We start from the raw sequence: 15,055 nt of genomic DNA, 5'->3' as shown, positions 1-15,055 counted from the left end.
GACCGCCCACCTCGGGGTCTCGCAGGCTTCTGCTCGCGTCCGGCGCAGGAGCGCTCCTCGGGGCGGGGGCCCTGGCTGCGAGGGCCGGAGTGGCACCCGTACAGGTCATCCAGCGCCCGGCGGGGATCGCTCGCGTCGTCGACGTGCACGACTTCCTCGACGACTCCGTCCCCGCGGGTGCGCGACGCGACACGCTCGCGTGGAAGGCCGCGCTGGCGGCCGCCGTCGTCGTGGACGACGGAGTCGACCCGGCCGAGCACCACGCGGTCGTCACGGCGCCCGGTGGGAGCTTCACCGTCGACGAGACTCTCGCCTGGGACACGCGGGTCAGCATCGACGGACAGTGCGAGATCCGGAACGCCGGCGACGGCGTCCTGCTCGAGACCGTCAGCCCGGTCGTGCAGACGTCCGCCGCGGGGTTCACCCGTCAGCACCTGACGGTCCTCAGCAACATCCACCTGAGCGGAGACGGCGGCAACAGGGGGATCTCGATCGCAGCGGATCCCCATCTCCGATCGCCCGGTCCCAAACCCGCGTACCTCTCGTTCGCGAACGTCGTCGTGCGCAGCTTCGACACGGCGATCGAGCTGGGATCGCACGCCTATCTGCTCGAGTTCAGGTCGTGCTCGATCCAGGGCAACCGGATCGGAGTCCTCGCGCCGGAGGACGCCGTCGATTCGGGGGAGCGCATCGCCTTCCAGGGCTGCGACCTCACCAGCAACACCGAGAGCGCCATCGACATCCGGCGCGATCAGGAGTTCTTCGTCGACCAGTGCTCGTTCGACACGTTCTCGACGAACCAGGGACGCGCGGTGACGATAGCGCGGGGGCAGGCGCACTTCTCCCACTGCCACTTCGAGATGCAGATCCCCGATCAGAACGGGTGGTTCCAGCTCTCCGGCTGGGGCGCCCTCCTCACGCTCACCGACTGCCGCTTCCTCGTACGGAAGAGGACGGAGATCGACATCCGAGCCGAACGGGGAGTGATCGAGTTCTCGGGTGCCGGCGGTCAGCGTGCCGTCGTGCGGGGCGGGCAGTTCCAGGGAGGCACGTCGCTCCTGCCCTTCCTGGCACGGGGCGAGGGAACGCTCACGATCTCCGAGACGTCCGCTCTGCCGTCGACGTCGCTCCGATTCCACGCGGCGGAGGGCATCCGCGGACTCCTCGACGGCGATGCGGAGCGGTCGGCCCTGGCGGACGACTGGGTGGGCGCACGAGGCGCGAGCGTGTCGCCCGACGACTCGCCCGTCGAGGGGCTCCGCGCGTTCTCCATCGAGGACGGCGGAGGACGGGGGGCCGTCCATCTCTTCGTCCCACTCCAGGCGGGTGCGCGGGTGCTGGTGTCACTGGACGGGCTCTACGACGGCGCAGGCTCCGCGGAGATCGCCCTGGGTTTCGCGACCGAGCGCCGTGCGGAGGGGCTGGGCGGTGAGTGGTACTCCTCGACGACCGTGACCGCGACGGGCGGATTCACCGGGGTCGTACTCGACGACGCCTACTCCCTCCCCGCTCCTGACTGGGCGAGCCGTGCTGTCGTGCGTGTGCGGACCGAGCGGATGTCGGTGGGGGACCGGTTGTTCCTGAGAGGGCTGCGCATCTCCCGGCTCTGACCACCGTTCGCCGCCAGCGCACGCCGCCTCCGGTGTCGGTGGTCGCGGCTACGCTTCGAGTCATGGAGCCCACCCGTGCCGTGCACCCGTTCGAGGTCGTCAGCGAATACAAGCCGAGCGGCGACCAGCCCCGCGCGATCGCCGATCTGAGCGCCCGCATCACCGCAGGTGAGACCGACGTGGTCCTCCTCGGCGCGACCGGCACCGGCAAGTCCGCGACGACCGCGTGGCTGGTGGAGGCCGTGCAGCGGCCCACTCTCGTGCTGGCGCACAACAAGACCCTGGCCGCGCAGCTCGCCAACGAGTTCCGCGAGCTCTTCCCGAACAACGCCGTCGAGTACTTCGTCTCGTACTACGACTACTACCAGCCCGAGGCGTACGTCCCGCAGACCGACACCTTCATCGAGAAGGACAGCTCGGTCAACGCCGAGGTCGAGCGCCTGCGGCACTCCACCACCAACTCGCTGCTCAGCCGGCGCGACGTCATCGTCGTGTCGACGGTCTCGTGCATCTACGGCCTGGGCCAGCCCGAGCAGTACCTCGAGGCGATGGTCGCCCTGCAGGTGGGCCAGCGCGTCGACCGCGACCGGTTGATCCGCAAGTTCGTGTCGATGCAGTACGCGCGCAACGACGTCGACTTCGCGCGCGGGACCTTCCGCGTCCGCGGCGACACGATCGAGATCATCCCGATGTACGAGGAGCTCGCGATCCGCATCGAGATGTTCGGCGACGAGATCGAGGCGCTCTACACTCTGCACCCCCTCACCGGCGACATCGTCCGCAAGCTCGAGTCCGTCTCGGTGTTCCCCGGCTCGCACTACGTCGCGAGCCAGGACGTCATGCACCGGGCGATCGACACGATCCAGCAGGAGCTCGAGGTGCGCCTGTCCGACCTCGAGAAGCAGAACAAGCTGCTCGAGGCGCAGCGCCTGCGGATGCGCACCACCTTCGACCTCGAGATGATGCAGCAGATCGGCTTCTGCTCCGGCATCGAGAACTACTCGCGCCACATCGACGGCCGCGAGTCCGGCGAGGCTCCGCACTGCCTGCTCGACTACTTCCCGGACGACTTCCTCGTGGTCATCGACGAGTCGCACGTCACCGTGCCGCAGATCGGGGCGATGTACGAGGGCGACGCGTCCCGCAAGCGCACCCTCGTCGAGCACGGCTTCCGCCTCCCGTCCGCGATGGACAACCGCCCGCTGAAGTGGGAGGAGTTCAAGGAGCGCGTGGGCCAGACCGTCTACCTCTCGGCGACCCCGGGCCGGTACGAGATGGGCATCGCCGACGGCATCGTCGAGCAGATCATCCGCCCCACCGGCCTCATCGACCCCGAGATCGTCGTCAAGCCGACCAAGGGCCAGATCGACGATCTGCTCGAGGAGATCAAGCGCCGCACCGAGCGCGACGAGCGGATCCTGGTCACGACCCTGACCAAGCGGATGGCCGAGGAGCTCACCGACTTCCTCACCGAGGCGGGCGTGCGGGTGCGCTACCTGCACTCCGACGTCGACACCCTCCGCCGGGTCGAGCTGCTGTCCGAGCTCCGCGCCGGCGTGTACGACGTCCTCGTCGGCATCAACCTGCTCCGCGAGGGCCTCGACCTGCCCGAGGTCTCGCTGGTCGCGATCCTCGACGCCGACAAGGAGGGCTTCCTCCGCTCGTCGACGTCGCTCATCCAGACCATCGGCCGCGCCGCCCGCAACGTGTCCGGCGAGGTGCACATGTACGCCGACAAGGTGACCGACTCGATGCGGCTCGCGATCGACGAGACCGATCGCCGCCGCGAGAAGCAGGTCGCCTACAACCTCGAGCACGGCATCGATCCGACCCCGCTGCGCAAGAAGATCGCCGACATCACCGAGGTGCTCGCCCGAGAGGGCGCCGACACGGCGAAGCTGCTCGCGGGCCGCGACGCGAAGAAGAAGAGCCCCACTCCGAACCTGCGCCGTCAGGGTCTCGCCGCCAACGGCGGCAACGACCTCGAGGCGATCATCGGCGACCTGAACGGCCAGATGCTGCAGGCGGCGGGCGAGCTCAAGTTCGAGCTCGCGGCGCGCCTGCGCGACGAGGTGTCGGAGCTCAAGCGCGAGCTGCGGCAGATGGAGAAGGCCGGTCATCTGACCTGATCCGCAAGCTCGGAGGGGCCGGATCAGCGCCCAGCGAACGCCCGCCGGCGATGTCGGTGGCTCCGCATACACTTTCGAGGTGTCGATCTCGAACGCTGTCAAAGACCCTGCTCCCGCTCCCTCCGAGCACTCCCACCACCCCCACCGGTTCGTCTCCCAGCTCGACGACTCCGTCTCGAAGCTGGTGGTGAGCGGCGCCCGGGTGCACAACCTGCAGGACGTCGACCTCGAGATCCCGCGCGACTCCATGGTCGTGTTCACGGGCCTCTCCGGCTCGGGCAAGTCCTCACTCGCGTTCGACACGATCTTCGCCGAGGGGCAGCGCCGCTACGTCGAATCGCTCTCGGCCTACGCCCGTCAGTTCCTCGGGCAGGTCGACCGGCCCGACGTCGACTTCATCGAGGGCCTCAGCCCCGCCGTCTCGATCGACCAGAAGTCGACCAACCGCAACCCGCGGTCGACCGTCGGCACGATCACCGAGATCTTCGATTACATGCGCCTGCTCTGGGCGCGCATCGGGGTCCCGCACTGCCCGGTCTGCGGCGAGAAGATCTCGGCCCAGACCGTCCAGCAGATCGCCGATCAGCTCATGGAGCTCGACGCCGGCACGCGCTACCAGATCCTCAGCCCCGTCGTCTCGCAGAAGAAGGGCGAGTTCGTCGACCTCTTCAAGGAGCTGACCGCGGGCGGCTACTCCCGCGCCATGGTCGACGGCAAGCTGATCCAGCTCAGCGAGCCGCCGACGCTCAAGAAGCAGTTCAAGCACGACATCTCGGTGGTCGTGGACCGCCTCGTCGCAGGGCCCGATATCCTCGGCCGCCTGACCGACTCGCTCGAGACGGCGCTCCGCCTCACCGACGGCATCGTGCAGATCAACTTCGTCGACGGCGAAGGCGACGGCGCCTGGACCACCTACTCCGAGAAGCTGTCCTGCCCCAACAACCACCCGATCTCGCTGACCGAGATCGAGCCGCGCACCTTCTCGTTCAACGCGCCGTTCGGCGCCTGCCCCGAGTGCTCCGGCCTCGGCACGCGCATGTCGGTCGACGACGAGCTCCTGCTCGGCGACCCCGACCTCAGCATCGCCGAGGGCGTCATCATCCCGTGGACCACGCAGGGCAAGGGCCTCTTCCAGTACTACGAGAAGCTCCTGGACGGCCTGTCCCGCGACCTCGGCTTCTCGCTGTCCACCCCGTGGAAGCGCCTCAGCTCCGAGGTGCAGCAGGCCGTGCTCCACGGCGACAACTTCGAGGTCAAGGTCAAGTGGAAGAACCGCTACGGCCGCGAGATGAGCTACACCTCCGGCTTCGAGGGCGTCGTCCCCTACATCGAGCGCCAGTACGTCCAGGCCGAGACCGACGTTCAGCGCTCGCGCTGGGCCGAGTTCCTCCGTGAGGTGGCGTGCCCCGTCTGCAAGGGCTCGCGGCTCAAGCCCGAGGTGCTCGCCGTCCTCGTGCACGGGGCGAGCATCGCCGACGTCGCCGACCTCAGCCTCGGCGATGCCCAGGAGTTCATGGGGAAGCTCGAGCTGACCGATCGCGAGGCGCACATCGCCGCGCAGGTCCTGCGCGAGATCACGGCGCGCCTCGACTTCCTGATCGAGGTCGGGCTGAACTACCTCAACCTCTCGCGCGCGGCAGGATCGCTCTCGGGCGGCGAGGCGCAGCGCATCCGTCTCGCGACGCAGATCGGCTCCGGACTGACCGGCGTGCTCTACGTCCTCGACGAGCCGAGCATCGGCCTGCACCAGCGCGACAACCGCCGCCTCATCGACACCCTGATCAAGCTGCGCGACCTCGGCAACACCCTGATCGTGGTCGAGCACGACGAGGACACCATCCGGACCGCCGACTGGATCGTCGACATCGGCCCCGGCGCGGGCGTGAACGGCGGCAAGGTCGTGCACTCCGGCTCCTACGAGGAGCTGCTCGAGAACACCCACTCGCTCACGGGCGACTACGTCTCGGGCCGCAAGTCGATCGAGGTGCCGAAGAAGCGCCGCAAGATCGACCGCAAGCGCGTCATCAAGGTGGTCGGCGCCTCGGCGAACAACCTGCAGAAGGTCGACGTCGAGTTCCCGCTCGGCGCCTTCGTCGCGGTGACCGGCGTCTCCGGCTCCGGCAAGAGCACGCTGGTGAACGACATCCTCTACCGGGTCCTCGCCAACCAGCTCAACGGCGCGCGCAAGGTGCCGGGCAAGCACACCCGTGTCACCGGGCTCGAGAACCTCGACAAGGTCGTGCACGTCGACCAGAACCCCATCGGACGCACCCCCCGCTCGAACCCCGCGACGTACACGGGCGTGTTCGACCGCATCCGCAACCTCTTCGCCGAGACGACGGAGGCGAAGGCCCGCGGCTACCTGCCCGGCCGGTTCAGCTTCAACGTCAAGGGCGGGCGCTGCGAGGCGTGCTCGGGCGACGGCACCATCAAGATCGAGATGAACTTCCTGCCCGACGTCTACGTGGCGTGCGAGGTGTGCGGGGGAGCGCGCTACAACCGCGACACCCTGACCGTGCACTACAAGGGCAAGAGCATCGCGGAGGTCCTCGACATGCCGATCGCCGAGGCGGCCGACTTCTTCGAGCCGATCACCGCGATCCACCGCTTCCTCAAGACCCTCGTCGACGTCGGACTCGGCTACGTCCGGCTCGGGCAGAGCGCCACCACGCTCTCGGGCGGCGAGGCGCAGCGCGTCAAGCTCGCGACCGAGCTGCAGCGGCGCTCGAACGGCCGCAGCGTCTACGTGCTCGACGAGCCGACGACGGGTCTGCACTTCGAGGACGTCCGCAAGCTCCTGCTCGTGCTGAACGGCCTCGTCGACAAGGGCAACACGGTCATCACCATCGAGCACAACCTCGACGTCATCAAGTCGGCCGACTGGCTGATCGACATGGGTCCCGAGGGCGGTGCGGGCGGCGGCCAGGTCGTCGCCATCGGCACCCCCGAGAAGGTCGCGAAGGTGCCCGAGAGCCACACCGGCTCGTTCCTCGCCGAGATCCTCGAGTGACCGGGGTGGACGGACAGACCGAGGCATGACGCAGACCGTCGACTACCGGCCCAAGGCCGGCGAGATCCCGACCCTCCCGGGCGTCTACCGCTTCAAGGACGCCCGGGGCCGGGTGCTCTACGTGGGCAAGGCCAAGAACCTCCGCGCCCGGCTGAGCAACTACTTCGCGCCGCTCCCGTCGCTCCACGAGCGCACCCGGCGGATGGTCACCTCGGCCTCCGGCGTCGAGTGGACCGTCGTCGGCACCGACGTCGAGGCGCTGCAGCTCGAGTTCACCTGGATCAACGAGTTCGATCCGCCCTTCAACGTCAAGTTCCGCGACGACAAGTCCTACCCCTACATGGCGGTGACCCTCGGCGACGAGGCGCCCCGGGTGATGGTGACGCGCAACGCCAAGATCCGCGGTGCCCGCTACTTCGGGCCCTACCCCAAGATCTGGGCGATCCACGAGACGATCGATCTGATGATCAAGGCGTTCCCGATCAGGACCTGCAACGACTCCAACTACAAGCGCGCGATGCAGAGCGGCAAGCCCTGCTTCGCCTCGCAGATCGGTCGCTGCGGCGGGCCCTGCTCGCACCGGGTCACCTTCGCCGAGCACCGCGCGATGGTCGACCGCTTCGTCGCCTTCATGGGGAGCCACGACCGCCGGATGATCGGCGAGCTCGAGAAGGAGATGCGCGAGGCCGCGGCCGACTTCCAGTACGAGCGCGCCGCGAAGCTGCGCGACCAGGCCGCCGCCCTCGACGCCGTGCTCGCCAAGAGCGCCGTCGTGCTCAAGGACAACGTCGACGTCGACCTCTACGCGATCGTCCACGACGAGCTCGCGGCCTCGGTCCAGCAGTTCCGCGTGCGCGGTGGGCGGATCCGCGGCGAGCGGGGCTGGGTGGTCGACAAGGAGCTCGACATGAGCACCGCCGAGCTCGTCGACACCGCGCTCCAGGCCGCGTACGAGACGGGCGACATCCCTCCGCGCGAGGTCGTCGTGCCCGAGCTGCCCGAGGATCACGAGGCGCTCGAGGAGTGGCTGAGCGGTCTGCGCGGCGCGAACGTCAAGCTCCGCGCCGCCCAGCGCGGCGACAAAGCCGCGCTGCTCGAGACAGCGACGCAGAACGCCGGGCACTCGCTGATGCTCTACAAGACCCGGCGCTCCGCCGACTTCACGGCGCGCACGCAGGCGCTGGAGGACATCCGCGACGCCCTCGGCATGGAGGAGGCGCCGCTGCGGATGGAGTGCTACGACGTCTCGCACCTCAGCGGCACGAACATCGTCGCCTCGATGGTCGTGTTCGAGGACGGGCTGGCCCGGAAGGACCAGTACCGCCGCTTCTCCATCGCCGACTCGACGGACGACACGGAGTCGCTGCACCAGGTTCTGACCCGCCGCCTCGCCTACCTGAAGGAGCCGGTCGAGCCGGCCGCCGTCGATCCCGAGACGGGGGAGGCGAAGCGGCGCAAGTTCGCGTACCCGCCGAACCTGCTGATCGTCGACGGCGGTCAGCCGCAGGTCGCCGCCGCCCAGCGGGCGCTCGACGAGTCCGGAGTCACCGGCATCACGCTGTGCGGCATAGCGAAGAGGCTGGAGGAGATCTGGCTCCCCGACTCCGACTTCCCCGTGATCCTCCCGCGCAACAGCGACGCGCTCTTCCTCTTCCAGAGGATCCGCGACGAGGCCCACCGCTTCGCCATCACGCACCAGCGGCAGCGCCGCAAGCGCGACATCTCGTCGCAGCTGAGCGAGGTCCCGGGGCTCGGCGGCACCCGCGTCCGCGACCTGCTGAAGCACTTCGGGTCGGTCGCGCGACTGCGCGAGGCGAGCGATGCCGAGATCGCCGAGGTCAAGGGCATCGGCCCCACCCTGGCTGCCGCGATCCACTCCCACCTCCACCCCTGAGGGGCGGCCTCGCAGGGCGCACACCCTAGGCTGGACATCCGGGCGCCCGTCCACCGGGGCCCGACACTTCACACACGAGCACGGAGACACCATGAGCACGGAGAGCGAGCAGCAGGACGTGCTGATCGTCACGGGGATGTCCGGCGCAGGCCGATCGACGGCCGCGAACGCCCTGGAGGACCTGGGCTGGTACGTCGTCGACAACCTGCCGCCGCAGATGCTCCGGCCGCTCGTCGACCTCGCTCAGCGCGCGGGCGACACCCTGCCCAAGATCGCCGCCGTCGTCGATGTCCGCGGTCGCGACTTCTTCGCCGACCTCGGCGAGATCGTCCGGGAGCTGCGAGCCGGGGTCGATCTGCGGGTCGTGTTCCTCGAGGCGACGGATGCGGCGCTCGTCCGCCGCTTCGAGCAGGTCCGCCGCCCGCACCCGCTGCAGGGGCGCGGCACCCTCCTCGACGGCATCTCGGCCGAGCGGACGCGGCTGGCGCAGCTGCGGGAGTCGGCCGACATCGTCATCGACACCTCCGACCTCAACATCCACCAGCTGGCGACCTCGATCACCGAGCGCTTCGCCGAGGCGGGCCGGGCCGGCCTGCAGGTCACGGTGATGAGCTTCGGCTTCAAGTACGGACTGCCGACCGACGCCGACATGGTCGCCGACGCGCGGTTCCTCCCCAACCCCTACTGGATCCCCGAGCTGCGCCCGCACACGGGGCTCGACGAAGAGGTGCGAGAATACGTGCTGGCCCAGCAGGGCGCGGAGGAGTTCATCGACTCCTACTCGCGCGCGCTCCGCCCGGTCCTCGACGGCTACCAGCGCGAGAACAAGCGTCACGCGACCATCGCGGTCGGATGCACGGGCGGGAAGCACCGCTCTGTCGCCATCGCCGGCCGCGTCGCGGCCCGGCTGGCCGAGCTCCCCGGAGTCGCCGTCAACGTGGCGCACCGCGACCTCGGCCGAGAATGATCCCCGCGCGCTCCGCCGCGCACCCGACGTAAGGAAGACTCCGTGGCCCTCACCGCAGACGTCAAGGGCGAACTGGTCGCGATCGTCTCGCGCAAGAACACCGTCCGCGCCGCTGAACTGGCGACCGTCCTCCGCTTCTCCGGAGGACTGCACATCATCTCGAACCGGCTCGCGGTGGAGGTGGAGCTCGACTCCGCACCGCTCGCGACCCGTGTCCGCCGCGACCTCGCCGAGCTCTACGGGGTCCGCAGCGAGGGCAGCATCGTCTCGGCCGGCGGCTCGCGCCGCACGACCAGCTGGCTGGTGCGCGTGGTCGAGGGCGGCGACACCCTCGCCCGCCAGACCGGACTGCTCGACCAGCGCGGGCGCCCCGTCCGCGGGCTGCCCAACCGCCTGACCACCGGCTCCCGCGAGGAGCTCGCGGCGGTCTGGCGCGGGGCCTTCCTCGCGCAGGGCACGCTCACCGATCCCGGGCGCTCCGCCGCGCTCGAGATCGTCTGCCCCGGCAACGAGGCCGCCATGGCGATCGTCGGAGCCGCCGGCCGCCTCGGCGTGCAGGCGAAGTCGCGCGAGGTCCGCGGCGTGCACCGCGTGGTCGTCCGCGACGGGGAGAGCATCAGCGCGATGCTGACCCTCATGGGAGCGACCGCGACGGTCGCGAGCTGGGAGGAGCTGCGCCAGCGCCGCGAGGTCCGGGCGACGGCGAACAGGCTCGTCAACTTCGACGACGCGAACCTCCGCCGCTCGGCGCAGGCCGCCGTCGCCGCGTGCGCCCGCGTGGAGCGCGCGATGGAGATCCTCGGCGACGACATCCCTGAGCACCTGCGCTACGCGGGTCGTCTCCGCCTGTCGCACCGCGACGCGAGCCTGGACGAGCTGGGGCACCACGCCGATCCGCCCATGACGAAGGACGCCGTCGCCGGCCGTATCCGGCGCCTCCTGGCGATGGCCGACAAGCGCGCCACGGAGCTCGACATCCCGGGCACCGACGCGAACCTCCCCCCGGAGCTCCAGGACCTGTGACCGTCTGAGACCGGTGCGCGAACGCTGAGTGTCTCCTGGTTGAACGGCGGAGGGACTCCGAGTGCGCAGGGCCCTCGTCACTAGACTGGGCAGGTCGCTCAGGTCGCCGCCGGCGCCCGCTCTCCTCCCCGTGAGGAGTCGGATCGAGGCCGGCCGACCTCTCGAGATCGACGATCACGAACAGGAGATTGCGAATGGCTGACTACACGCTCGCCGAACTGCCCTACGACTACTCGGCCCTCGAGCCGAACATCAGTGGGCGGATCATGGAGCTCCACCACGACAAGCACCACGCCACCTACGTGACGGGCGCCAACACCGCCCTCGCCGCGCTCCAGGAGGCTCGCGACAGCGACAACCTCGCGAACGTGAACAAGCTGCAGAAGGACCTCGCGTTCAACCTCGCCGGTCACGTGAACCACACGGTCTTCTGGAACAACCTCTCTCCCGACGGAGGCGACAAGCCCGTCGGAGAGCTCGCCGCGGCGATCGACGACTCCTTCGGGTCCTACGACAAGTTCCGCGCGCACTTCACCGCCTCGGCCCTCGGCATCCAGGGGTCCGGCTGGTCGATCCTCGCGTGGGACTCGCTGGGCGAGAAGCTCATCATCGAGCAGCTCTACGACCACCAGGGCAACCTCGCCGCCGCCACCGTGCCGGTGCTGCTCCTGGACATGTGGGAGCACGCCTTCTACCTCGACTACGTCAACGTGAAGGCCGATTACGTCAAGGCTTTCTGGAACATCGTCAACTGGGCGGACGTGTCCGCGCGCTTCGAGAAGGCCCGCGAGAAGACTTCCGGCCTGCTGCTACTGTCGTAGCGATGTCGGCGTCCCGGGCCCGGCCCGGGGCGCCTTCTCGCAGCGTTCCAACCCTCCACTGCACCGTCCGGGTGCCCTTCCTCACCAGGAGAAATCTGTGTCCGTAAAGATCGGCATCAACGGCTTCGGCCGTATCGGCCGTAACTTCTTCCGTGCGGCCCTCGCCAAGGGCAGCGACCTCGAGATCGTCGCGGTCAACGACCTCACCGACAACAAGGCGCTCGCGCACCTCCTGAAGTACGACTCCATCACCGGCCGTCTGGACGCCACCGTGGAGCTCGACGGCGACAAGATCGTCGTCAACGGCAAGCCCATCATCGTGCTCGAGGAGCGCGACCCCGCCAACCTCCCGTGGGGCGAGCTGGGAGTCGACGTCGTCATCGAGTCGACCGGCCGCTTCACCAAGTCCGAGGACGCGCGCAAGCACATCACCGCGGGCGCCAAGAAGGTCATCGTCTCGGCTCCCGCGACCGGCAGCGACGTCGCGACCCTGGTGCTCGGCGTCAACGAGGGCACCTACGACCCCGCGACCCACGACATCATCTCGAACGCCTCCTGCACCACGAACTGCCTCGCGCCGCTCGCCAAGGTGCTGCTCGACAACTTCGGCATCGAGCGCGGCCTCATGACCACGGTCCACGCGTACACCGCCGACCAGAACCTGCAGGACGGCCCGCACAGCGACCTCCGCCGCGCCCGCGCCGCCGCCGTCAACATCATCCCGACCTCGACCGGTGCCGCGAAGGCCCTCGGCCTGGTCATCCCGGAGCTCGTCGGCAAGCTCGACGGCTACGCTCTCCGAGTCCCGGTCCCGACCGGCTCGATCACCGACCTCACCGTCGAGCTCTCGAAGCCCGCCACGGTCGAGGAGATCAACGCCGCGTACAAGGCCGCCTCCGAGGGCGACCTCAAGGGCATCCTCAAGTACACCGAGGACCCGATCGTCTCCAGCGACATCGTGACCGACCCGCACTCCTCGATCTTCGACGCCGGCCTCACGAAGGTCATCGGCAGCCAGGTCAAGGTCGCGTCCTGGTACGACAACGAGTGGGGCTACTCCAACCGCCTCGTCGACGTCACCGAGTTCGTCGCCGGCAAGCTCTAAGGGCCTGACGCAGTGACGTTCCGCACCCTGGACTCACTGGGCTCCCTGGCAGGCAAGCGCCTCGTCGTCCGCTGCGATCTGAACGTCCCCCTGAAGGACGGAACGATCACGGACGACGGCCGCGTGCGCGCCTCGCTGCCCACTCTCCAGCGGCTCGTCTCCGAGGGCGCCCGAGTCGTGGTCGTGAGCCACCTCGGGCGCCCCGACGGGGAGCCCAACCCGAAGTACAGCCTCGCGCCGGTCGCGGAGCGACTGGGCGAGCTGCTCGACGCTCCGGTGTCGTTCGCGGACGACACCGTCGGCGACTCCGCGGCCTCGGCCGTCGAGAGCCTCGCCGCGGGCGAGGTCGTCGTGCTCGAGAACCTCCGCTTCAACGCGGGGGAGACGAGCAAGGACGAGGCCGAGCGCCGCGCCTTCGCCGAGAAGCTGGCCGCCTTCGGCGACGCCTTCGTCTCGGACGGGTTCGGCGTCGTGCACCGCAAGCAGGCGAGCGTGTACGAGCTCGCGCAGCTGCTCCCCAGCGCTGCCGGCACGCTCATCGCGGCCGAGCTCGAGGTGCTCGACCGGCTCACCGAGAAGCCCGAGCGCCCCTACACGGTGGTGCTCGGCGGCTCGAAGGTGTCGGACAAGCTCGGCGTGATCGACCACCTCCTCCCGCGGGTCGACTCGATCCTCATCGGCGGAGGCATGCTGTTCACCTTCCTCAAGGCCCAGGGCCACGAGGTCGGCTCCAGCCTGCTCGAGGCCGACCAGATCGACACCGTGCTCGGCTACCTCGCGAAGGCGGAGGAGCTGGGCGTCGAGATCGTTCTGCCCACGGACGTGGTCGTCGCGTCGAAGTTCGGCGCCGACGCGGAGTACGAGACGGCGTCGGCCGACGCGATCGAGGGCACCCCCTGGGGCGGCTCCGGTCTGGGCCTCGACATCGGACCGGACACCGCGAAGCGGTTCGCCGAGATCGTCGCGGCGTCGAAGACCGTGTTCTGGAACGGCCCCATGGGCGTCTTCGAGATCGAGCCGTTCGCGGCCGGCACGAAGGCCGTGGCCCAGGCCCTCACCGAGGTCGACGGACTCAGCGTCGTCGGCGGCGGCGACTCGGCAGCCGCAGTGCGCGCCCTCGGATTCGAGGACGAGCAGTTCGGCCACATCTCGACGGGAGGCGGAGCGAGCCTCGAATTCCTCGAAGGCAAGCGTCTCCCCGGACTGGAGGTCCTCGGATGGCAGTAGACACCCGCACCCCGCTCATCGCCGGCAACTGGAAGATGAACCTGGACCACCTCCAGGCCATCGCGTTCGTCCAGAAGCTCGCGTGGAGCCTCAAGGACGCGGACCACGACTTCGACGGCGTCGAGGTCGCGGTGTTCCCGCCGTTCACCGACCTGCGCCCGGTGCAGATCCTCGTCGACTCCGACAAACTGCCGCTCAAGTACGGCGCGCAGGACCTGTCGAAGTTCGACAGCGGGGCCTACACCGGTGAGATCTCGGGGCAGTTCCTGAAGCAGCTCGACTGCGACTACGTGATCGTCGGCCACTCGGAGCGTCGCACGCTCCACGGTGAGACGGATGCGGACATCGCTGCGAAGACGGCCGCGGCCGTCAAGCACGGCGTCCCGCCGATCGTCTGCGTCGGAGAGACCGCCGAGGACCTCGAGAAGCACGGACCGTCCGCGGTTCCGGTCGCCCAGCTGAAGGAGGCCCTCACCGGCCTCCCCGCAGACGCCGACCTGGTCGTCGCGTACGAGCCCGTCTGGGCCATCGGCTCCGGACAGGCCGCGACGCCCGAGCAGGCCCAGCAGGTCTGCAAGGCGCTGCGCGGCGTCGTCTCCGAGATCCTCGGAGCCGAGACCGCGGCGAAGACCCGGATCCTCTACGGCGGTTCCGTGAAGTCGGGCAACATCGCCGGCTTCATGCGCGAGCCCGACGTCGACGGCGCCCTCGTCGGAGGCGCGAGCCTCCAGGTCGAGGAGTTCGCCGCGATCGCGCGCTTCCGCAACCACGTCGGGGTCTGAGTTCCTGCGACAGAAGGGGCGGGCCCATCGGGCCCGCCCCTTCTGTCGTCCACGCCGCTCCTGTGCTCGTTTCCACGCCGCTCCTCGCGCGGCGTGGCGCGGTCGGCGGGTCGACGTGGTCGCGTTCCGCGGAGCGTCCTGCGTTCGGCCACGACGATTCGCTCGCACGCGAATCGCCGGTCGGCCTCGCTGCGCGAGGGCCGTCATCCGGTCGATCGTCCGGACGGGGGCCCATCGAGCCAGCCCCTCTTGTCGTCAATGCCGCTGCCTGCACGGCGTGGCGCGGTCGGTCGGTCGAAGCGGTCGCGTTCCGCGGAGGGTCTTGCGTTCGGCCACGACATTCGCGCGCACGCGAATCGCCGGTCGGCCGCCTCGTTGGGCGAGGGCCGGCTTCCGATCGACGACCGGACGGAGCCGATCCCACCCCACGCTCGTTTCGAGGTCGTATGCCGCTACGGCTGGTGGGGGCCTCGCGGAACGCGGGCGG

Annotated in this window: 10 protein-coding genes; all 10 read left to right on the top strand. The window is 69.3% G+C overall.

The features are described 5' to 3' along the window. Positions 1–89: 89 nt before the first annotated feature. Entirely contained in the window at positions 90–1,610 is a 1,521-nt protein-coding gene (locus tag ASF46_RS08985) for a hypothetical protein (RefSeq protein ID WP_056867184.1), read from the top strand. Between the two features lie 62 nt (positions 1,611–1,672). Further along, positions 1,673–3,739, top strand: a complete 2,067-nt coding sequence (gene uvrB, locus ASF46_RS08980) for an excinuclease ABC subunit UvrB (protein ID WP_056867183.1) — start codon at positions 1,673–1,675, stop codon at positions 3,737–3,739. 181 nt (positions 3,740–3,920) lie between these two features. After that, a complete protein-coding gene (uvrA, locus tag ASF46_RS08975) occupies positions 3,921–6,749 on the top strand; it encodes an excinuclease ABC subunit UvrA (protein ID WP_056867529.1) in 2,829 nt (942 codons plus the stop codon). A 25-nt stretch (positions 6,750–6,774) separates the two neighbouring features. Further along, positions 6,775–8,643 (top strand): excinuclease ABC subunit UvrC, encoded by a 1,869-nt coding sequence (gene uvrC, locus ASF46_RS08970; RefSeq protein WP_056867182.1) that lies wholly within the window; start codon positions 6,775–6,777, stop codon positions 8,641–8,643. A gap of 91 nt (positions 8,644–8,734) precedes the next feature. Next, positions 8,735–9,610 carry an RNase adapter RapZ gene (rapZ, locus tag ASF46_RS08965; protein WP_055791934.1) on the top strand — a complete coding sequence of 292 codons (876 nt, stop codon included), beginning with the start codon at positions 8,735–8,737 and terminating at the stop codon, positions 9,608–9,610. Between the two features lie 42 nt (positions 9,611–9,652). Further along, the gene (gene whiA / locus ASF46_RS08960) at positions 9,653–10,633 is read left to right on the top strand and encodes a DNA-binding protein WhiA (RefSeq protein WP_056867181.1); all 981 of its coding nucleotides are present in this window, start codon (positions 9,653–9,655) and stop codon (positions 10,631–10,633) included. A gap of 194 nt (positions 10,634–10,827) precedes the next feature. Then, a complete protein-coding gene (locus ASF46_RS08955; protein ID WP_056867180.1) occupies positions 10,828–11,454 on the top strand; it encodes a superoxide dismutase in 627 nt (208 codons plus the stop codon). Between the two features lie 97 nt (positions 11,455–11,551). After that, on the top strand, positions 11,552–12,559 hold the full coding sequence (gene gap / locus ASF46_RS08950) for a type I glyceraldehyde-3-phosphate dehydrogenase (RefSeq protein WP_055791953.1): 1,008 nt from the start codon (positions 11,552–11,554) through the stop codon (positions 12,557–12,559). A 12-nt stretch (positions 12,560–12,571) separates the two neighbouring features. Then, positions 12,572–13,786 (top strand): phosphoglycerate kinase, encoded by a 1,215-nt coding sequence (locus tag ASF46_RS08945; protein ID WP_056867179.1) that lies wholly within the window; start codon positions 12,572–12,574, stop codon positions 13,784–13,786. Continuing rightward, positions 13,777–14,568, top strand: coding sequence for a triose-phosphate isomerase (gene tpiA / locus ASF46_RS08940; protein ID WP_055791958.1), 792 nt, complete (start codon positions 13,777–13,779; stop codon positions 14,566–14,568). The genes ASF46_RS08945 and tpiA overlap by 10 nt, the downstream gene beginning before the upstream one ends. Positions 14,569–15,055 lie beyond the last annotated feature (487 nt).

This window comes from Rathayibacter sp. Leaf296, assembly GCF_001423045.1.
Taxonomy (GTDB): Bacteria; Actinomycetota; Actinomycetes; order Actinomycetales; family Microbacteriaceae; genus Rathayibacter; species Rathayibacter caricis.
This window is presented reverse-complemented; position numbering and strand designations above follow the sequence as displayed.